This window comes from Actinomadura sediminis (assembly GCF_042675525.1).
GTDB classification, from domain to species: Bacteria; Actinomycetota; Actinomycetes; order Streptosporangiales; family Streptosporangiaceae; genus Spirillospora; species Spirillospora sediminis.
This window is the reverse complement of the sequence record NZ_JBHTJA010000002.1, coordinates 1-19,181: the sequence shown is the minus strand read 5'-3', so window position 1 is coordinate 19,181 and position 19,181 is coordinate 1. Positions and strand designations below refer to the sequence as shown.

At 74.1% G+C, this 19,181-nt stretch carries 20 protein-coding genes and 1 pseudogene; 12 read left to right on the top strand and 9 right to left on the bottom strand.

Features of this window, described 5'->3' with window-relative positions; all coding sequences use genetic code 11:
* Positions 1-102: 102 nt before the first annotated feature.
* Positions 103-1,665, bottom strand: coding sequence for a M20/M25/M40 family metallo-hydrolase (locus ACFQ11_RS01735; RefSeq protein ID WP_378295938.1), 1,563 nt, complete (start codon positions 1,663-1,665; stop codon positions 103-105).
* 456 nt (positions 1,666-2,121) lie between these two features.
* Between ACFQ11_RS01735 and ACFQ11_RS01730 the strand changes: the two genes are divergently transcribed.
* From ACFQ11_RS01730 to ACFQ11_RS01715, 4 genes are read left to right on the top strand one after another with little or no spacing between them, the layout of a single operon-like run.
* The gene (locus ACFQ11_RS01730) at positions 2,122-4,698 is read left to right on the top strand and encodes a sensor histidine kinase (RefSeq protein ID WP_378295937.1); all 2,577 of its coding nucleotides are present in this window, start codon (positions 2,122-2,124) and stop codon (positions 4,696-4,698) included.
* A complete protein-coding gene (locus ACFQ11_RS01725) occupies positions 4,695-5,135 on the top strand; it encodes a roadblock/LC7 domain-containing protein (RefSeq protein WP_378295936.1) in 441 nt (146 codons plus the stop codon). Before ACFQ11_RS01730 ends, ACFQ11_RS01725 begins: the two co-directional genes overlap by 4 nt.
* 8 nt (positions 5,136-5,143) lie before the next feature.
* Positions 5,144-5,518 (top strand): DUF742 domain-containing protein, encoded by a 375-nt coding sequence (locus ACFQ11_RS01720; protein WP_378295935.1) that lies wholly within the window; start codon positions 5,144-5,146, stop codon positions 5,516-5,518.
* Entirely contained in the window at positions 5,499-6,098 is a 600-nt protein-coding gene (locus tag ACFQ11_RS01715; RefSeq protein WP_378295934.1) for a GTP-binding protein, read from the top strand. The genes ACFQ11_RS01720 and ACFQ11_RS01715 overlap by 20 nt, the downstream gene beginning before the upstream one ends.
* Before the next feature lie 52 nt (positions 6,099-6,150).
* Here ACFQ11_RS01715 and ACFQ11_RS01710 read toward each other — a convergent pair whose 3' ends face one another.
* Positions 6,151-6,735, bottom strand: a complete 585-nt coding sequence (locus tag ACFQ11_RS01710; protein ID WP_378295932.1) for a TetR/AcrR family transcriptional regulator — start codon at positions 6,733-6,735, stop codon at positions 6,151-6,153.
* 73 nt (positions 6,736-6,808) lie between these two features.
* Here ACFQ11_RS01710 and ACFQ11_RS01705 point away from each other — a divergent pair, with 73 nt between their 5' ends.
* Positions 6,809-7,951 (top strand): acyl-CoA dehydrogenase family protein, encoded by a 1,143-nt coding sequence (locus ACFQ11_RS01705; RefSeq protein WP_378295931.1) that lies wholly within the window; start codon positions 6,809-6,811, stop codon positions 7,949-7,951.
* A 48-nt stretch (positions 7,952-7,999) separates the two neighbouring features.
* Here the strand turns inward: ACFQ11_RS01705 and ACFQ11_RS01700 are convergent, their stop codons facing one another.
* Positions 8,000-8,284 carry a hypothetical protein gene (locus ACFQ11_RS01700; RefSeq protein WP_378295930.1) on the bottom strand — a complete coding sequence of 95 codons (285 nt, stop codon included), beginning with the start codon at positions 8,282-8,284 and terminating at the stop codon, positions 8,000-8,002.
* 356 nt (positions 8,285-8,640) lie between these two features.
* On the opposite strand from ACFQ11_RS01700, the pseudogene ACFQ11_RS01695 reads away from it, so the two are divergent.
* From ACFQ11_RS01695 to ACFQ11_RS01680, 4 genes and pseudogenes are all read left to right on the top strand, one after another.
* Positions 8,641-8,940, top strand: a pseudogene (locus ACFQ11_RS01695) (FAD-dependent monooxygenase); the annotation flags it as partial.
* A gap of 333 nt (positions 8,941-9,273) precedes the next feature.
* Positions 9,274-10,086, top strand: a complete 813-nt coding sequence (locus ACFQ11_RS01690) for a 4Fe-4S dicluster domain-containing protein (RefSeq protein WP_378296163.1) — start codon at positions 9,274-9,276, stop codon at positions 10,084-10,086.
* Positions 10,083-11,138, top strand: a complete 1,056-nt coding sequence (gene nrfD, locus ACFQ11_RS01685) for an NrfD/PsrC family molybdoenzyme membrane anchor subunit (RefSeq protein ID WP_378295928.1) — start codon at positions 10,083-10,085, stop codon at positions 11,136-11,138. Before ACFQ11_RS01690 ends, nrfD begins: the two co-directional genes overlap by 4 nt.
* Before the next feature lie 108 nt (positions 11,139-11,246).
* On the top strand, positions 11,247-11,870 hold the full coding sequence (locus ACFQ11_RS01680; RefSeq protein ID WP_378295927.1) for a hypothetical protein: 624 nt from the start codon (positions 11,247-11,249) through the stop codon (positions 11,868-11,870).
* A gap of 57 nt (positions 11,871-11,927) precedes the next feature.
* On the opposite strand, the gene ACFQ11_RS01675 is transcribed toward ACFQ11_RS01680, so the two are convergent.
* Positions 11,928-12,485 (bottom strand): TetR/AcrR family transcriptional regulator, encoded by a 558-nt coding sequence (locus tag ACFQ11_RS01675; protein WP_378295926.1) that lies wholly within the window; start codon positions 12,483-12,485, stop codon positions 11,928-11,930.
* Positions 12,486-12,586: 101 nt separating this feature from the next.
* Between ACFQ11_RS01675 and ACFQ11_RS01670 the strand changes: the two genes are divergently transcribed.
* Positions 12,587-12,997 (top strand): DUF3291 domain-containing protein, encoded by a 411-nt coding sequence (locus ACFQ11_RS01670; RefSeq protein WP_378295925.1) that lies wholly within the window; start codon positions 12,587-12,589, stop codon positions 12,995-12,997.
* Positions 12,998-13,035: 38 nt separating this feature from the next.
* Here the strand turns inward: ACFQ11_RS01670 and ACFQ11_RS01665 are convergent, their stop codons facing one another.
* From ACFQ11_RS01665 to ACFQ11_RS01645, 5 genes are all read right to left on the bottom strand, one after another.
* Positions 13,036-13,818, bottom strand: a complete 783-nt coding sequence (locus ACFQ11_RS01665) for a Crp/Fnr family transcriptional regulator (protein WP_378295923.1) — start codon at positions 13,816-13,818, stop codon at positions 13,036-13,038.
* A gap of 137 nt (positions 13,819-13,955) precedes the next feature.
* On the bottom strand, positions 13,956-14,744 hold the full coding sequence (locus tag ACFQ11_RS01660; RefSeq protein ID WP_378295921.1) for a DUF427 domain-containing protein: 789 nt from the start codon (positions 14,742-14,744) through the stop codon (positions 13,956-13,958).
* Between the two features lie 9 nt (positions 14,745-14,753).
* Entirely contained in the window at positions 14,754-16,058 is a 1,305-nt protein-coding gene (locus ACFQ11_RS01655; RefSeq protein ID WP_378295920.1) for an erythromycin esterase family protein, read from the bottom strand.
* Positions 16,055-16,252: a hypothetical protein gene (locus tag ACFQ11_RS01650; protein WP_378295918.1), complete on the bottom strand. Its 198-nt coding sequence runs from the start codon at positions 16,250-16,252 to the stop codon at positions 16,055-16,057. The genes ACFQ11_RS01655 and ACFQ11_RS01650 overlap by 4 nt, the downstream gene beginning before the upstream one ends.
* Positions 16,253-16,363: 111 nt before the next feature.
* On the bottom strand, positions 16,364-17,416 hold the full coding sequence (locus tag ACFQ11_RS01645) for an AraC-like ligand-binding domain-containing protein (RefSeq protein ID WP_378295917.1): 1,053 nt from the start codon (positions 17,414-17,416) through the stop codon (positions 16,364-16,366).
* Positions 17,417-17,673: 257 nt separating this feature from the next.
* Between ACFQ11_RS01645 and ACFQ11_RS01640 the strand changes: the two genes are divergently transcribed.
* Together ACFQ11_RS01640 and ACFQ11_RS01635 are read left to right on the top strand one after the other, a co-directional pair.
* Positions 17,674-18,309 carry a dioxygenase family protein gene (locus ACFQ11_RS01640; protein WP_378295916.1) on the top strand — a complete coding sequence of 212 codons (636 nt, stop codon included), beginning with the start codon at positions 17,674-17,676 and terminating at the stop codon, positions 18,307-18,309.
* Between the two features lie 244 nt (positions 18,310-18,553).
* A partial coding sequence (locus tag ACFQ11_RS01635) for a DUF2637 domain-containing protein (protein WP_378295915.1) occupies positions 18,554-19,181 on the top strand: 628 nt, incomplete at its 3' end.

Here is a 19,181-nt window from a genome sequence, read left to right as displayed (position 1 = left end):
GTTTTCCGGAGCGCGGCACGGCCGGGCGGAATTGAGGGACGCGCCGGACCATCGGTGAACGATGGTCCGGCGCGTCCCTCTTTCCTTTGTTCGGGCGCGCCTTTACTCGGTCGCGTAATGGCCGCGGTGTTCCGGTGCGCTCTTCGTCACCGGGCGGGCCTGCTGCGGCGCCAGCGCGTTCCCGTTGACGGTGAGCGTGCTGTGCGCGAACTTCTGCGTGATCGCGGCGGCGCCGTCGACCATCTGGTCGTAGCCGCGGAGGTTCACGTTGCCGTAGCGGTCGCACTCGGAGTGGTAGCAGGGGTCGTAGGGCTCCCCGGCCGTGCCGCCGTAGACGGCCGCCTGCTCGGGCGTCTTGAGGCCCTCCGCGCCGGTGAACAGGCCGCCCGCCGGGATGCCGACCGTGATGAAGGCGTTGTAGTCCGACCGCCCGTTGAAGGGCGTCGGGTCGGTCCGGAGGCCCCGCGCGGCGAAGTACTCGTTGAACGCGTGCTCGATCGCGCCGGATCCGGCGGGCGCCTCGACGTTGTTCTGGCCCGCGCTGTTGTCGCCGTCGAAGACGAACCGGACGAAGTTGGGCGAGCCGAGCATGTCGAAGTTGAGGACGAGCGCGATGTCGTCCCGCCGGTCCTGCGGGAGCGTGTCGACGTAGTGCTGGGAGCCGATCAGGCCCTCCTCCTCGGCGCCCCAGAACGCGAACCGCACCTGGTTGCGGACCTTCGGCCCGAGCTTGCGGATCTGCTTCGCCATCTCGAGCAGCGCGGCGACGCCCGAGCCGTCGTCGTTGACGCCGGGCCCGTCGGTGACGCTGTCGTTGTGCGCGCCGACGAGCACCACGTTGTCGTCCCGTCCGCGGCCGGTCTCGGCGATCACGTTGGCGGTCTCGCGGCGGTCGTTGAGGACGTCGGTCTTGACGCGCAGCGTCACGCCGCCCGCCTGCGCCTTCTCGACGAGCGCGGTGCCGACGGCGTGCGTCGGGCCGATGACCGGGACGTCGTAGGGGGTGGTGAGCGTGCCCGCGACGGGGCCTTCCGTGCCGGGCTGCTGGTAGATGACGACGGCCTTCGCGCCGGCGGCGATGGCGTTGTCGGCCTTGACCGAGAAGAAGCAGCCGCCGCGCCGGATCAGCGCGATGTTCCCGGCGGGGAATCCCGCGAAGTCGGCGGCCTCGCACCCGCTGCCGGCGCCGCCCGCGGCGGGGTCGACGGGCGTGGCGGCGGCCGTGACGTCGCCCGCCCCGGAGTACTGCAGCGTCTCGTAGTCGGTGCCGGGCGCGAACGTGCGCGGGTCGGGCGCCGTCTCGGCGAAGACCGGCTCGGAGACCTCCTGCCAGAAGTCGAACTCGAACTTCTGGACCCGCGGGTCGTATCCCGCCCGTTCGAGCTGGTTCACGATGTACTTGATCGTGACCTCGTTGCCCGGGAGCCCCGCGGCCCGGTTGCCGCCGTTGGCGTCCGCGATCCGCTGCAGGTTCAGCTGGTGGCGGCGGACGTCCTTGAGCCGGACCAGCCGGGCCAGCTCGGAGCGTGCCGCGTTCGCCGGTCCGGCCGCGGCGCCGGTGGTGGGGTCCGCTGGGCGCGTCGGCTGTGCCTGGGCCGCGGTCGCCGTCACGGTGGTGGCGGCGAGCGACAGGCCGAGGAGCGACGCCAGCGCGGTTCTGCGCATGACTCTGTCTCCGATGTCCGGGGGACGAAGCATCCGAATCCTGACATGAGGTAATTCACGCCACAAGGGATGACTGACGCCTTTCTTGGGCCCCTGGACGAAACCGCACATCAGGGTGCGGCTCACGCATCGCCGGTCCCGCTAATGATCACCTGAACGGACTCGGAAACGATTTCCGTGCTCGACGGGACGGCGGAAATGGTCCGCCCGCGGGACGGTGATCAGGCGTTCGGGACGGACCGCTCACCGGGAGCCGGCGCCCCGGGCGCCCATTACAACCCCGGCCTCGCCGAATGCAACTCGGAACGATCGAACGTGATCACGCCGTCGCGTTCCGTGAACGACGAAGGTCGCGCGTGTCCTCAACCGGCATCCCCTCTGGCCTTCCTCAAATAAACGCAAGTATGCTCCGTGGCCTTTGGTGACGGCCGTTATGAATGCGCGGAGTGTGAAGCAGTGTCGAACCCACGGGACGCCGGCGGGACGCCCGCGCGGCGGCGCACGCGCCCCATCCGGCGCCGGATCGCGCTGCTGCTGGCGATCCCGCTCAGCGCCCTGCTCGTCATGTGGGGCGTCCCCGCCACCGTCACGCTGACCAACGCCCTCCAGCGGTTCGACTTCTCGACCGTCTACACCGACGTCGGCGTCCCGGCGACGACGGCGGTCGAGGCGGTCCAGCAGGAGCGCGCCGCGGCCGTCCGCGCCCTGGTGACCGGCGAAGCCACCGACGAGAAGCGCTTCCGGGAACTCGCGGACAGGACGGACGCCGCGGTGGCGGCGTTCCGCTCCTCGGCGCTGTCCCAGGGGACCCGGGACGCGATGGAGGCGCCGATCGAGCGGCGCGTCGAGTGGAGCGCCGGGACGTTCGACGTCCTCGGCTCGCTGCGCTCCCAGGTGGAGATCGGCGGCACCACCCCGCTCGCGGCGATCAACGGCTACAGCGCGGTGGTCGACACCGTGGTCCGGACGCTGACCACCCTGGTCAGCGTGGACGACGTCACCGTCTACCGGAACACCAGCGCCGTCCTGCACAACTACTGGGCCCGCGAGTTCATGCTCCGCGAGGACGCGCTGCTGACGGCGCTCGGGGCCGGGCCGATGGACACCGTCAGCCGCGCCGCGTTCGCGTCCTGGGCGGGCAGCCGGGAGCAGTTCTTCGCGCTGGGGCGGGCCGGCGCGGACGGCGAGATCGCCACGATCATGGAGGACCTGGCGGACTCCGGGGAGTACGCCGCGTACACGACGCTCGAGAGCGGCGTCGTCAACAACGGCATCGCGCCGTCCCGCCGGGAGTGGCGCGGCGGCGTCGAGAAGCTCGACCCGGTGTGGCTGCGCGCGGCCGTGCAGGCCAACGACTCGCTGTCCCGGGAGTACGTCGAGCCCGCCGGCGACCGGATCATGCTCGGGTTCTACGCGGCGGGCGGCCTCGGCCTGCTCGCGGTCATCGCGTCCGTGACGCTGTCGCTGCTGTTCGCGCGGCGGCTCACCGACGAGCTGCGGCGCCTGCAGGAGACGGCGCAGCGGCTCGCGCACGAGCGGCTGCCGGCGGTCGTGGCGCGGCTGCGCAAGGGCGAGACGGTGGACGTCGACGCCGCCGCGCCCCCGCCCGCGACCGGCGGGACGACCGAGATCGCGCTGGTCGGCGAGGCGTTCGACGCGGTGCAGCGCACCGCGATCGGCGAGGCGATCGCGGAGGCCGAGCTGCGCGCCGGCATCAACCGCGTGTTCATCAACCTGTCGTGGCGGAGCCAGTCGCTGCTGCACCGGCAGTTGCGGCTGCTCGACCAGATGGAGCGCCGCGCGTCCAGCCCGGAGGAGCTCGAGGACCTGTTCCGGCTCGACCACCTCACCACCCGCATGCGGCGGCACGCCGAGGGCCTGGTCATCCTGTCCGGGTCCCCCACCGTGCGGGCCTGGGACCGTCCGGTCCCGGCGGAGGACGTCGTGCGCGCCGCGATCGCCGAGGTGGAGGACTACACGCGCGTGGTGGTCACGGGCGCCTCGTCGGCCGCCGTGATCGGCACCGTGGTCGCCGACGTCATCCACCTGCTGGCCGAGCTGATCGAGAACGCCGCGGCGTTCTCCCCGCCCGCCACCGAGGTGACCGTCAAGGTCGACACCGTCGCCAACGGGCTCGCCGTCGAGGTCGTGGACCGCGGGATCGGCCTGAGCGCCGAGGAGCGCGCCGAGCTGAACCGGCGGCTGGCCAGCGACGTCGAGTTCGACCTCGCCGACACCGACCGGCTCGGGCTGTTCGTCGTCGCGAAGCTGGCCGCCCGGCACGGCGTCAAGGTGTCGCTGCAGCAGTCGGCGTACGGCGGCACGACCGCGATCGTCCTGGTCCCGCACGCGCTGGTCACGGTGGACGACGACCTGGAGCCCGCGGCGGCGGCCGCCGACCGGCCCGTTCTGTCCGCGGCGGCGGGCCCGGACGGGCCGGGCGGCCGCCGCTCGGTCACCCGGCTGGAGTCGCTGCCGCGCCTCGGGCGCGGCGCCCGCCCGGAGCCGGCGGCCCCGCCCACACCGACCTACACGCCGACCTACACGCCGTTGTACGCCCCGCCCGCCGATCCCCCCGCCGTCCACGGCACGCCCCGGCCGGATCCGCGGCCGGTCGGCGCACCGGCCGCCGGGCCGTTCGACGCGCCCCCGCCGTCCCACCGTCCCCTGCCCCTCGCGGCGCCCGCCTCGGAGCCGGAAGCCGAACCGGACGCGGGGCCGCCCGCGGAACCGTCCGTCCCGGCGGATCCCGGAGCGGACGGCGGGCCGGGCGACGCCGAGTCGAGCGAGGTCACCGGCCGGCTCCCCAAGCGGGTGCGGCAGCGCAACCTCGCGCCGCAGCTGCGCCGGCGGCCCGCGCCGCCGGACGGCGGGTCGGCGGACGGCGGGCCGGTGGACGACGACTTCCCGGAGCCGAGCCCGGAGCTCAGCCGCGACCTGATGTCCTCGCTACAGTCGGGATGGCTGCGCGGCAGGGACGAGGACGACGAACCACACGATCTCGAACCACGCGATGAATGGGGGCGATCATGAAGCAGCAGGGGCACGCGACCGGTGAGCTCGACTGGCTGCTCGACGACCTGGTCGAACGGGTCGGCGAGGTGCACCAGGCGGTGCTGCTGTCCCGCGACGGCCTGGTCATGGGCGCCTCGGGCGGCGTCACCCGCAAGGACGCCGAGTTCCTGGCGGCGCTGTCGTCGGGCTTCCACAGCCTGGCCAACGGCGCGCGGGAGCACTTCCAGGCCAAGCACGTGCGGCAGACCGTCGTCGAGCTGGACGGCATGCTGTTCTTCATCATGCCGGCGGGCGACGGGAGCTGCCTGGCCGTGCTGAGCGACGCGGGCGGCAACGCCGGGCTCGTCGCCTACGAGACCACCATGCTGATCAAGCGGGTGCGGCGCCAGCTGGGCACGGCGCCGCGCTCGTCCGGCCCGGAGGACCCGGCGATGCGGGCCGGCGCCTCCGGCTGAGCGCGGCCGTGGAGACGCCGAGGGAACGCTGGGTCGGCCGGGACGCGGGCCCGGTCGTGCGGCCGTACGCGATGACCCGTGGACGGACCCGCACCCGCGGGCTCGTCCTCGACCTGGTCACGGTCCTGGTCGCGACCGGGCGCCCACCGGGCGAGCGGGTCTGGCTGTCGCGCGAGCAGCGCGCGCTGCTGGAACTGTGCCGGCGGCCCTCCACCCCCGCCGACCTGGCCTCCGAGACCGACCTGCCGTTCCGGGTGGTGCAGATCCTGCTCGAGGACCTGCACCACTACGGCCTCATCGAAGAGGTGCAGCAGGTCCGGCAGGCCGACCGACCCGACCCCCGGCTACTGATGAGAGTGCTCGATGAACTTCGCCGCCTCTGACGCCGTCTCCGCCGCCGCGCGGGACGACGACGTCCCGCTGCACACGTTGAAGATCCTGGTGGCGGGCGGTTTCGGCGTCGGGAAGACGACGCTGGTGAGCGCGGTCAGCGAGGTGCGCCCGCTGCGCACCGAGGAGACGCTCACCGACGTCTCCGCCGGCGTGGACGACCTGCGCGGCGTGGAGGGCAAGACCACCACGACCGTCGCGATGGACTTCGGCCGCATCACCCTCTCCGGCGGCGTGCGCCTGTACCTGTTCGGCACGCCCGGCCAGGAGCGGTTCTGGTTCATGTGGGACCAGATCGCCTACGGCGCGGTCGGCGCGGTCGTCCTCGTCGACACCCGGCGGCTGACGACGAGCTTCGCCTCCATCGACTTCTTCGAGCAGCGCGAGATCCCGTTCGTGGTCGCCGCGAACGTCTTCGACGGCGCCCGCCGCTACTCGGCCGAGGAGATCCGCGACGCCCTCGACGTCGACCCCCACGTGCCCGTGGTGCTGTGCGACGTCCGCCGTCCGGACGTGGCGAAGAGCATCCTGGTCACCCTGGTCGAGCACGCACTGCAGACGGCGGGCTACTGACCGCGCCCGAGCGGGAGGCCACGGACGCGCCGCCGCGGGCACCGGGGAGCGGTCAGCCCCGCATGCGGGCGACGATGAGGGCGGCGAGCGCGGCGTAGGCGGCGGAGTCGTCCAGGCCGGTCTGGGCCTTGATGTCGCCGCGGTGGATCGACTCCATGACCTGGCCGGCGACGGCGCCGACGAAGGCCGCGTCGGCGTCCGGGGACGCCTCGCGCACCAGGCGGCGGACGCGCCGGACGGCGAAGCCGGTGTTCTCCTTGTAGATCTCGCGGGCCGGGGGGAACGCGTCGAGGTCGGCGAAGAAGGCGGGGGACGCGGGCGCGAGTTCGGCGGAGATGGCCCGCAGGTAGGCGCCGACGCGCTCGCGCGGGCCGTCCTGCGCGGGGACGGCGTCCAGGGCGGCCTCGACGCGCTCGGCGGCGCGGCGGAAGAAGGCGCGGACGACCGTGACGATGATCTGCTCGCGGCTGGGGGCGACCGTGTAGAGGGTGCTCTTGGAGCAGCGCAGCTCGGCGGCCAGGTCGGCGACGCCGAGGGCGGCGAAGCCGCGGGCGAGGAAGAGGTCGGTGAGGCGGTCGACGAGGTCGGCGCGGCGGCGTTCCGCGCGGGTCCGTGGGGTGCCGTCCACCGAGGTCATGAGCAGGACAGTACCAAAATGGGTTCGCTGGTACCCGTTTTGGTACCGTCGGGGTGACGAGAGGAGCACGCCCATGCCCGCCATCCGCCACCTGCCGACCGAGGAGTCGGCGGACCTGATCGCGCTGACCCGGGAGATCGCGGCCAAGGAGCTGGCGCCGCGGGTCGCGGACGCCGAGCGCACCGGGGAGTTCGCGCGCGACGTGTTCACGACGCTGGGACGGGCGGGGCTGCTGACGCTCCCCTACCCCGAGGAGTTCGGCGGCGGCGCCCAGTCGTACGAGGTCTACCTGCAGGTCCTCGAGGAGATCGGCGCGGTGTGGGCGAGCGTGGGCGTCGGGGTGAGCGTGCACGCGCTGTCGTGCTTCCCGCTGTTCGCGTACGGGACGGACGAGCAGCGCGCGCGGTGGCTCCCGGACATGCTGTCGGGCGAGCGGCTCGGCGCGTACTGCCTGTCGGAGGCGCACGCGGGGTCGGACCCGGCGGCGATGCGCGCGAAGGCCGTCCGGGACGGCGGCTCCTACGTGCTGAACGGCGCGAAGGCGTGGACGACGCACGGCGGCGAGGCCGACTTCTACACGGTGATGGCGCGGACGTCCGACGACGGGGCGCGCGGCATCTCGTGCTTCCACGTGCCGGCGGGGACGCCCGGGCTGGAGTTCGACCCGCCCGAGGACAAGATGGGCCTGATGGGCTCGACGACCGCGACCGTGCGGCTGGAGGGCGTCCGGGTCCCGGCGGACCACCTGATCGGGCGCGAGGGGCAGGGCCTGTCGATCGCGCTGGCGGGGCTGGACGCCGGACGGCTCGGCATCGCGGCGGTCGCGACGGGCCTCGCGCAGGGGGCGCTCGACACGGCGGTGGCGTACGCGAAGGAGCGGGAGGCGTTCGGCAAGGCGATCATCGAGCACCAGGGGCTCGCGTTCGTCCTGGCCGACATGGAGGCGGCGATCGAGTCGGCGCGGGCCACGTACCTGGCGGCGGCGCGGCTGAAAGACGCGGGACGGCCGTACGGGCGGGAGGCGTCGGTGGCGAAGCTGGTCGCGACCGACAACGCCATGAAGGTGACGACGGACGCCGTGCAGGTGCTCGGCGGCGCGGGCTACACGCGCGACTTCCCGGTGGAGCGCAATATGCGCGAAGCCAAGGTCATGCAGATCTTCGAAGGGACCAACCAGATCCAGCGGCTGGTCATCTCCCGCCACCTGGCGCGCTGACGCCCCGGGCGCGCGGCGGCCGGGCCGCGCGCCCGTCCGGCTCGGCCGTCAGGTCGGGAGTGCGGCGAGCCCGTTCTGCATGTCGTCGACGTTCATCGCCGGGAAGACGTCGACCTCCGCGCCGAGCTTTAGGAAGAACGGCTCGGCGATGGACGGGAGCTGCGCGCTGTCCTGCATGTCGAAGACGAGCGTGCAGGCGCGTCCGCCGTCGTGGGCGTGGAAGTAGGCCGCCTCGGGCTTGAGCCGCTCCATGACCGACCGCATGAGCTCCGGCAGTGTCCCGTCCTCGATCAGCTCGTTCGCGATCTGGGTGTCCAGGCGTGCTCTGAGCATCACCCTCATCGTGTTCACTTCCCCCGGTCGCCGGGCCCGCGCGTGGCTCGCGCTCCCCGAAGCCCGGCGGCTTCGCCGTCACCCTGTCCCGGAACGTGGTGGATAAACCCACGTTGCCCTGGACTTCGAGGTCGTTCGCCCGCGCGGGCGTCGACGTCGACGTCGCCGGGCTCGGCGCCCGGCCGACGGCGCTCGGGTCCGGGATCACCCTGCAGGGCAACGCGCTGCGGGTGCTGCGCGACCTCGGCGTCTGGGAGCGCGTCGCGGCGGCCGGGTTCGCGTTCGACGTGCTGGGCCCGCGGGCTCCGGACGGGAGCCTGCTCGCGGAGATCGCGGACGCCGACAAGCCGGCGCACATGCGGGCGCTCGCCCGGGCGTACGGCGGGACGTGGGAGGAGATCCGCGACGACATCACCGCCCCGGACCGCATCAACGACACCTGGTTCGAGTCGCTGCTGGTCGACCGGCCGTGGAACCGGGGGCGGGCCGTCCTGATCGGGGACGCCGCGCACGCCCGCCCGCCCACCCTCGCGCAGGGCGCCGCGCAGTGCCTGGAGGACGCGGCCGTCCTCGCCGGGCTGCTGCTCGCCGCGGGCGGCCCCGGCCGGGACGTCTTCGACGCGTTCACGGACCGCCGGTTCGAGCGCGCGCGGGCCGCCGTGGCGGCGTCCCTCCAGCTCGCCGCGTGGCAGCCCTACTTCCTCGACCCGCACGGCAACACGCCCCTGACCTCCCGGCCCGCCCCCGGCGGCGCGCGCCTCCGCGGAAGCACGTGTAGGGGGCCGCGTCCCGGGAAGGGTGCAGGCACTCCGCCCGCCGCGCGCGCCGTGCGGCGGGCGGCGCCATGGACACGCGCCGTGCACCACCGGGATGGAGGTCGTCGGATGGGCCGCTCCGGATCCGACGGGACGCTCGTCGGCCGCAACCTGCTCGCGGGACCGGAACCCGACGTGGCGGGCAACGCCGGCCACCGGGACCCGCCTCCCCGGATGGGCTTCTTCACCGACACGTCGGTGTGCATCGGCTGCAAGGCGTGCGAGGTCGCCTGCAAGGAATGGAACGCGGTGCCCGAGGACGGCCTGGAGTTCACGGGCATGTCGTACGACAACACGCAGGGCCTCGGCGCCGACACCTGGCGGCACGTCGCGTTCATCGAGCAGGACAGGCCGGTGTCGTCGCGGCCGATGGCCGACGGCGTCCCGTCCGCCGAGGGCGACGGCGGGATGCGCTGGCTGATGGCGTCGGACGTCTGCAAGCACTGCACGCACGCGGCGTGCCTGGACGTCTGCCCGACCGGCTCGCTGTTCCGGACCGAGTTCGGCACGGTGGTGGTGCAGGAGGACATCTGCAACGGGTGCGGGTACTGCATCCCGGCGTGCCCTTACGGCGTCATCGACCAGCGCAAGGGCGACGGGCGGGCGTGGAAGTGCACGCTGTGCTACGACCGGCTCGGGGAGGGCATGGAGCCCGCGTGCGCGAAGGCGTGCCCCACCGACTCCATCCAGTACGGGCCGCTGGACGAGCTGCGCGAGCGGGCCTCGATGCGCGTCGAGCAGCTGCACGACATGGGGGTGGAGGACGCGCGGCTGTACGGGCACGACCCCGAGGACGGGGTCGGCGGCGACGGCGCGTTCTTCCTGCTGCTGGACGAACCGGAGGTGTACGGGCTCCCGCCCGACCCGGTGGTGACCACCCGGGACCTGCCGTCGATGTGGCGGCACGCGGGCGCGGCGGCGGCCGCGCTGGCGGGCGGCCTCGCCGCGGTGTTCGCCGTCCACGGCCTGCGGGGAGGCGCGCGATGAGCACGTCGGACGTGGGGCGCGAGGGCGTCGAGGGGGCGCGGCCCGACCGGGAGGCGATGATCGGGCAGGGCGGGCACCGCCCGGACGGGCGGGACCGGGACCGCCCGGGCGGGCGGCGGCGCCGGGGCGGGCGCGGCGAGCGGGCCATGGTGCCGGACGCCGAGTTCGGCTCGTACTACGGCAAGCCGATCCTGAACCCGCCGGTCTGGAAGGCCGCCGATATCGCCGGGTACTTCTTCCTCGGCGGGCTCGCCGGGGCCGGGTCGGTGCTGGCCGCGGGCGCGCAGTGGACCGGACGTCCGGCGGCGGCGCGGGCGCTGAAGGTCTCGTCGCTCGCGGCGATCTCCGGCTCCACCGCCGCGCTGATCCACGATCTGGGCCGTCCCGGGCGGTTCTACAACATGCTGCGGGTGATGAAGCCGACGTCGCCGATGAGCATGGGCTCGTGGCTGCTGGCGGCGTACGGCCCGGCGGCGGGCGCGGCGGCCGTCCTGGACGTCACCGGGCTGTTCCCGCGGCTCGGGCACGCCGCCACGGCGGGCGCGGCGGCGCTCGGGCCGGCGGTCGCCGCCTACACCGCCGTGCTGGCGGCCGACACGGCCGTCCCCGCGTGGCACGAGGGGTACCGGGAGATGCCGTTCGTGTTCACGGGGTCGGCGACCATCGCGGCGGCCGGGATGGCGCTGGTCGCGGCGCCGCGCCGGGAGACGGGCCCGATGCGGACGGCCGCGGTGTGCGGCGCGGCGCTCGAGCTGGGCGCGATGGAGCTGATGCAGCGGCGGCTCGGCGTGATCGCCGAAGCCTACCGGGAGGGCACGGCCGGGCGGCTGGTGCGCGCGGCGCGGGTGCTCACGGTCGCGGGCGCGGCCACCGGGGCGCTGCTGGGCGGCCGGAACCGGACGGCGGCGGCGCTCGGCGGCGCGGCCCTGCTGGCGGCCTCCGCCTGCACCCGGTTCGGCGCGTTCCACGCGGGCATGCGGTCGGCGGAGGACCCGAAGTACACGGTGGTGCCGCAGCGGGAACGGCTCCGGGAGCGCGCCGGCGAGGCATGATCGTCCCCCGGGTGATCGGCGGGTGCGGGGCGTCGTACGCTGAAGCCGCCGGGCCGCGGCAGCGGCGCGGGCCCGGTAGGTACACGGTCTGCGGGGTAGAGGTAACACATGCGGGACGCACCGGGACGTTTCGACCTCACGATGCTGCACGCCGCGTACGGCGCGTTCCGCCGCGACGCCGACTGGCTGGCGGCGGAGGACCGGGCCGGACCGGCGGCGGCGGACGTGTGGCCCCTGTTCGCGCTGCACTGGCGGGCGCAGCAGGCCGCCGAGCGGCGGGCGCTGTGGTCGGTGATGCGGCACGTGCCCGGCGGGCCGCCCGGCCGGGCCGCCGCGCTCGACGCGATGGACGCCCTGGCGCTCCGCGTCGTCCCGCTGATCGACGCGGTGGACGCGGCGGTGGAGCATGACGACGCGCAGGTGCTCACCGCGTACGCGCGCGAGCTCCGCAAGGCGGTGCACGCCCTCCTGGACCACAAGGAGGCGGAGGTCCTGCCGCTGATCCACGACAGCCTCACGGCGTTCGAGTGGGGCACCTTCGACGTCGAGTTCCGGCACGAGATCGGCGTCCGCGGCCTGCGGCTCTTCCTGCCCTGGCTGCTGGACGGCGCGCCGGAGCCGACGTGCCGCGCCGTGCTGGAGCTGCAGCCGGTCCCGATCCGGCTGGTCTGCCGCCGCAGCTGGCTGCCGCGCTACCGGCGTCGCAGGCACCGCGCCGCCCCCGCCTTCTGACGTCCCGCCTTCTGACGTCCCGCTGATCGAGGACGCCCGGCGGGGCCGCCGGCCGTTCTAGGCGCGGAACAGGTGGCCGATGATGGGCCGCGCGGCGGCGACCGGGTCGTCGCCCAGGTCCGCGGGCAGCGCGCCGCTCAGCCACAGGTCGGCGAAGCCGTGCACGATCGACCAGGCGGCGAGCGCCGCGGTGCCGTCGGCGTCCACGCCGCCGGGGGCGACGCCGCGCACGCCCCGGGTGAGGGCGGCGTCCGCGCGGGCGCGCGCGTCGGCCAGTTCCGGATCGTCCGGCCGGTAGAGCTGGGGGCGGAACATCACCGCGAAGTGGGCGGGGTGGTCGACGGCGAAGCGCACGTAGGCGAGGCCGGTCGCGTGCAGGTCGTCGCCGGCGGCCTCGAGCGCGTCGGCGAACCGCGCGTAGCCCTCGGCGGCCACGGCGGTCAGCACGCCCGTCTTGTCGCCGAAGTGGTGGGCGGGGGCGGCGTGCGAGACGCCCGCGCGGCGGGCCAGCTCGCGCAGGCTCCAGCCGGCCGGGCCCGACTCGGCGATGGCGTCGGCGGCCGCGTCGAGGACGGCGCGCCGCAGGTTCCCGTGGTGGTAGCTCGGCTGCTCCATGGTGTCCTCCCTCGGTCGCGCCGATCATATCTTGCCATTGACAAGTTTGCGACGCCGAGGCAATCTAGACATTGACTAGATTGCTCGCCGAGGAGGGGAACATGCCGACACTGCCCTGGATCCCCCGGGAGGCCCCGGACCCGGCCGCCGAGGCGGTCGTGATGGCCTCCCGGTTCGAGGTCCGCTCGCTCCGGCACGTCCCGGGCTTCTTCCTGGCCTCGCTCGCGCTGCTGCGGCAGGCGCGCACGGCGCCGGGAGCGCACGGGTTCACACTGAAGGCCGAACTCGCGAAGCGGACGTTCTGGACGCTGTCCGCGTGGCGCGACGACGCGGCCCTGCGGGCGTACGCGGCCGCCGAGCCGCACCGGTCCACCATGCGCCGCAAGCGCGGGGTGATGCGCGACTCGACGTTCGTGTTCTGGAGCGTCACGGGCTCCGAGCTGCCGATCGACTGGGCCGACGCGCAACGCCGCCTCGCCGCGGAAGCGCGGGACCCCGCCGCGCGGAAGTGAGATGCCGGTGCTGCGGACCGGTGGTTCGGAGGAACGCCTCAGCCGGTGGGACGCGACGCGTCCCGGCCGGAGCCGTCCGGGGCGTCGGGGTCGCCCAGGTCGTCGGGGTCGGCCAGGTCGTCGGGGTCCTGGGCGGCGTAGTCGCGCAGGCCCGGCAGGTCGAGGACGACGATGCGGCGGCGGCCGGTGCGGATCAGCCCCGCGCGGCGCAGCACGGTGAGCGCGCGGGCGACCGTCTCGCGCGACGCGTCCGTCCAGCTGCCCAGCTCGGCCTGGGAGAGCGGCGGGCCGATCTCGATCGCGCCGTCGCGGGCGGGCGGGACGTGCTGCGCGGACCGCTCCGCGAGCCGGGCGAGCAGCAGCGCGAGCCGGCGGGCGCCGCGGGCGGCGGCGTGCGCCTGCAGGCGGCGGTCGTGGTCGTCGAGCCGGTCGACGAACGTGCCGGTGACCAGCCGCCACACCTCCGGATGGGTCTCCAGGAACCCGGTGAAGCGGGACGCCGGGACGACCAGCGCGCGGATCGGCGACAGCGCCGTCACCGTCGCCGAGCGGGTGCGGCCGCCCAGTGCGGCGCTCTCGGCGATGAGGTCGCCCGGCCCGCGGACGGCGAGCACGACGTCGTGGCCGTCCGCGGTCGTCGCGGTCACCTTCGCCCAGCCGCGCTCGATCACGATCACATGGTCGGACTCGTCGCCCTGGTAGACGAGCGGCGCGCGGGCCCCGAACTGCCGGACGCGCGCGACGGCGCGGAGCGCGGCCTGCTGGGCGGCGTCGAGCGCGGGCCAGAAGCCGGGATGCGGGGAGGACGCGTGCGGGGCCAACGGTCCTCCTTGCGCGGCGGGTGCGGATCCGTCACCCGAACGGTAAACCGGCGTTGCGGGCGAGGCAACGCGGAATCGCCGTCCGGGAGGCGGATCACATCCGGCCGATCGCACCCGCGTGCCCGACGGCCAGGCCGTCAGGGCGCGGGCGGGCCGGCCTCGACCGTCAGGTCGTCGTGGTCGAACGACAGGTGACCGGCGACCTTGGCCGCGTCCTCCAAAGGTTCCTCGTAGGACCACGCCACGTCGGCGGCGCCGTCCCGCAGCGACCAGTACGTCGCCTCCCCCTTGTAGGGACAGACCGAGCGGGTGCCGCTGCGCGTCAGGAGATCGGTGTTCACGTCGTCGGCCGGGATGTAGAACCGGTTCCGCAGCCCCGTCTCCGACAGCAGCTTCGCCCGCGTCGTGTCGGCGAGGACGTCGTCGCCCCGCAGCACGCGGACCCGGCGGGACGTCGCGCGCGCGTCCACCCGGTGGAACGGGTCGCGCAGATGGCCCCGGACCTCCTCGTCCTCGTCGAACCAGGCGTCCATCCGGCCCCAGTAGAACGCCATGTGGCCCCGCAGCCAGGACGCGGTGGGGAGCGGTTCTGGGTAGGCCCACACGGCGTTCTCCGCGGCCCGGTCGCCCACCCGCAGCGTCCAGTACGCGGCGTCGCCCTTGAACGGGCAGTGCGTGCTGTGCTCGGTCTGCTCCAGTAGGTCCGTGCGGACGTCCTCCTCCGGCACGTACAGGACGGGGAGCAGGCCGGTCTCGTGCAGGAACTTGCCCCGCTCGGTGTCCAGCACGGTCTCGCCCGCGAAGCGCGCGCGGACGCGGCGCGGGAAGTCCTGCATGAACAACCGGTGCTTCGGCCCGTCGATAGTGAAATTGACCGTCTCGCCGGGCGAACCCGCGAGCGGCCCGGGCGGCATGGTGAGCGACATCAGCGACTCCTATACACCGGTGGGCATCGTCTCCAGCTCGCCGAGGCGCGCCCGCTCCAGGTGGAGCGGCTGCAGCGCGGTCGTGGCGCGGAACCAGCACAGGGCGTCGTAGCGTTCGGCGAGGTTCGTCGGGACGTACTGGCGCCCGTCCCGGTCCGGGTCGTAGACGACGCCGATCGCCCGGTGCCCCAGGGTGCGGGTGAGGAAGGACGGCTTGTCGCGTTCGGGCGGCATCACGAACATGCCGCGCTGCAGCTCCGACTCGGCCAGCACGGCCTCCAGCGACCCGGGCCGCGGCGGCGGGACGTTCATGTCCTCCATCGGCGCGCCCCAGGCCGGCGCCGCGATCACCTCGCCGTGACCGCCCGCGAACCCGACCGCGACCACCTGGTCGCGTCCGTGCCGCTCCCGGGCGAGCTGCCCGAGGTTGACCATCCCCGCCCGCGCCATGTCGGTGGCGCGCGCGTCGCCGACATGGGTGTTGTGCGCCCACACCACGGCCTTGCCGGGTCGTCCGCCGGCGGCGTGGAACTCCATCAACCGGCCGAGGGTGTCGGCCATGTGGACGTCCCGGACGTTCCACGACTCCGCTCCCCCGCCGATCATGGACCGATAGTAACGCTCCGCCCCGGCCGCGACCTCGGCGTTCTGCCGGGCGTCGAACTCGGCCTCCCGCTCGTGGTCGCGGGCGTGCCCGACGGGACGGCGCAGCCGGGTCAGCAGCGCCAGCACCTCGTCCTCGCACCCCTCGGGGACGAGCGAGGTGTTCCACCCGTAGGACTGCGGGTCCTGCCCGTGCGGCTCGAAGCACCGGTAGGCCCGCAGGGCCGTCTCGAGGTACTCCGGGCGGCGGTCGGCGAGGTAGTCGACGACCGCGCGCAGCGACTCCCACAGGCTGTAGACGTCGAGCCCGTAGAAGCCGGCGCGCTCGTCCGCCGGGAGGCCCGCGTTGTGCTCGCGCAGCCAGCGGCAGAACCGGACGGTCTCCTCGTTGGCCCACATCCACGTCGGCCAGCGCTCGTAGGCGTCCAGTTCGGCGCGCGGGTCGTCGGCGGCGCCGGGCGCGAGCGCCACCGACCGCCCGACGCGGCGGCAGTCCGGCCAGTCGCCCTCCACGGCGACGAACGAGAAGCCCTTGTCGGCGATCAGGTGCCGGGTGATCGCGGCGCGCCAGGCGTAGTACTCGTGCGTCCCGTGGCTGGCCTCGCCGAGCAGCACGCACGAGGCGTCCCCGACCCGCTCCAGGAGCGGGCCGAGGTCCTCCTCGTACTCGAGCGGCAGGGCGGCGCCGCGCACGTCGTCGGCATCGCTCACCGCGACCCCCTCCGTTCGCCCTTGGGTCCCGCGCCCCGCTCGGTGGCGCGCCGCGGCCGGTGGTCCTCCCGCATCTGGAGCTCCTCGTTGGCCCTGCGGTCGGCGCCCTGGTCGTTCGCCGTGCCCTCGTTCTCGAGGCGCTTGCGGGCGCGGGCGCGTTCGGTGTCGTACTTGTGGCTTCCGGGGCGTGGCATCGGTGTTCCCCCTTGTCCCGACGTTGCGCCTTCTCCGTTGTTCGTCGTGCTCCCCGCCTTCCCCCCGATGGGCGGTTCAATTCCCGGCCGAAACATCCCTTTTGTGGGGGTTTACCCGGGGCGGTGCAGGCCGGTCGAGGCCGCCCGGTACGCGCTGGGCGTGACCCCGTACGCCGCCCGGAACGCGCGGCTGAACCCGGCGGCGTCCGGCATCCCCCAGCGCGCCGCGATCGCGCCGATCCGCTGGGTGCCGAGGAACGGGTCGGCCAGCTCCCGGCGGCAGTGCTCGAGGCGGCGCTCCCGGACGTACCGGGCGACGGTGGTGCCGGTCGGCTGGAACAGCCGGTAGAGCTGCCGGACGGAGATGTGGTGCGCGTCCGCGATCCGCGCCGGGCACAGGTCGGGCTCGTGCAGCCGCGCCTCGATCCACTCCCGGACCGCGCGCAGCATCGCCGCCCGCTCGGGGGCGCGGTCCGCGCACTCCCCGCGCAGGCCCAGCCACTCCCCCGCCGCCCCGGCGACCAGCTCGACGATCGCCCCGCCGAGATGGTGCGCGTACGGCTCGTCGGACAGGGGCGCGGGGCCGTCCGGGTCGCCGCCGGGCCCGCCGTGGCCACCGCGCCCGCGGTCTTCACCGTCCTCGCCGTGCTCGCGGGCGTCCTCGGCCAGCGCCGCGAGCAGGGACGTCACCGCCCGCCCGGTGCGGGCCCGCGCGGACAGCAGGGTCCCGCCCAGCGCCGCCACCCGGGCGTGCGGCAGCGGCAGGGCGCGGTGCGGGATCACCACGGTGAAGATGTGGTGGGCGCCGAACGCGATCTCGACCGGGCGGGTCAGGTCGTAGAACACCGCGTCGCCGGCGGCGACCGCGACCCGCCGGCCGTTCTGCCGCAGCACGCAGGAGCCGCGCAGGACGAGGCCGATCTTGTAGCACTCGCGGGTGTCGCGGGCGATCTGCCGGTCGCCGCGCCGCACCTCGTGCGCGGGCGCCCGGACGTCGCCCGCCTCGACGTCCCCGTACGTCCGGCCGAGCAGCCGGGCGGGGAAGGCGTCGCGGGGCGCGGCGGGACGGAGATGGAACGGCCCGAAGGCCGAGCTGATCGTGTGCCGCCAGAAGTCGGCCTGGTCGGCGGCAGGGCGGTCCGAGGTGCGGACGAGCGTGGCCATGACGCTCCTTCACGGTGCAGAGGCGGTCCCGGACGCCACCCGCAAGGCTTCTACAGCACCCCGGGCCCGTCAATGAGCGAGTCGAGACGAGACTCCGCGCCGGATTCGGCACTCGGCGCCAAGACGGTGGCAGGCAACGCCAAGACCGGCCGCTCCCGCGCGGCCTATACATGTCGCTACGAGCGCCCGCCGCCGTGAACCGGCGAAGGGGGCTCCGAATCCCCCGCCCGAACCGGACGATCCCGGAGAGGAACACCATGCCCGAGGACGAACCCCAGGAATCCGGCATCACCCGCAAGAAGTTCATCATCGCCGCGGGCCTCGGCGCGCTCGCGGTCCCGGCCGCGGTGTCCGCCGCGGCGGCGCCGGCCTCGGCCCGCACGAAGCAGGGGCCGCTGACGCCCACGCCCATGTGCGACGACGGCGACGACCCCACCCCGCCGCAGATGGAGGGCCCGTACTTCAAGCCCGGCTCGCCGGAGCGCGCCTCGCTCGTCCGTCCCGGCATGCCCGGCACGCCGCTCACCGTCACCGGATACGTGTACTCGCTGTCGTGCCGCCCCGTGGCGCGCGCGCTGCTCGACTTCTGGCAGGCGGACTACTACGGCCGGTACGACAACTACGGCTACACGCTGCGCGGCCACCAGTACACCGACGCGTCCGGGCGGTTCACGCTGTCGACCATCGTGCCGGGCCTCTACCCGGGCCGCACCCGCCACATCCACGTCAAGGTGCAGGCCCCCTACCAGCCGATCCTGACCACGCAGCTCTACTTCCCGGGCGAGCCCCGCAACCGGACGGACATGCTGTTCGACCCCGCGCTGCTGATGGACGTCCAGGGCGGCCCGTCGGGACGCGCCGCCACGTTCGACTTCGTCCTGCGGGTCCCGTAACGCTCCGCGAAGCCCCCTCCAGGGAACCGCCCCCGCCGCGGCCGCTCCGCCGCGGCGGGGGCGCCCGCTTTCGCCGATTTCGGCGAACGTGACCTCGAAGTAATGGGATTACCCCACGAAGCGCGGACGAAACGGATAGTCTCCCGACGATCACCTTTGGTCGCGTTAGGAAGTCTGGAGCGTACGCCGCATGAGCGCTGCCAACCGCGTACAGGTCATCACACGGTGGGGGGCCATCTCTTTCATGGCGGCAGCGGTCATCACCGCCACCGCCGGTGGTTTCGCCCAGTCGTACGCCGGTCTGTACCACTGGGCGTTGGAGCACGGCCTGACCGGCTGGAAGGCCAGCTCGTTCCCGCTGCTGGTCGACCTGTTCATCATCGTCGGCGAACTGGGCCTGTTCCTGCTCGCCGTGGACGCGTTCGTCCTGCACCGCAGGAGCGCGATGAGCTGGCTCGACTTCTTCCTGCCGCTGACGATCGCCCTCGCCGGGTGGACCGCGAGCCTCATCTTCAACGTCGGGCACGTCGGCAACCGGACGTTCTCGTACCAGGTGACGGCCGCCGTCCCGCCGATCGTGTCGATGCTGGGACTGTTCGTCCTGCTGCGAACACTGCATCGGTACGTATCGCAGAAAACGGACGAGGCCGAGGCCGAGGCGCCCAAGCCGCCGGAGCCGCAGGCCCGCGCCATCGCCGGGCCCGTCACCCTGCAGCAGATCACGCTGATGCCGCTGCGCAACACCGGCCCGCTCCCGCAGATCCAGGTCCCCGGGCACACCGGGAAGGCGATCGGCCCCGCCGCCGCGACGGACGCGGCGGAGGCCGCCGCGGCCGCCGGTCCGGCGGCCGCGGCGGCGGGCGCCGCGGCGG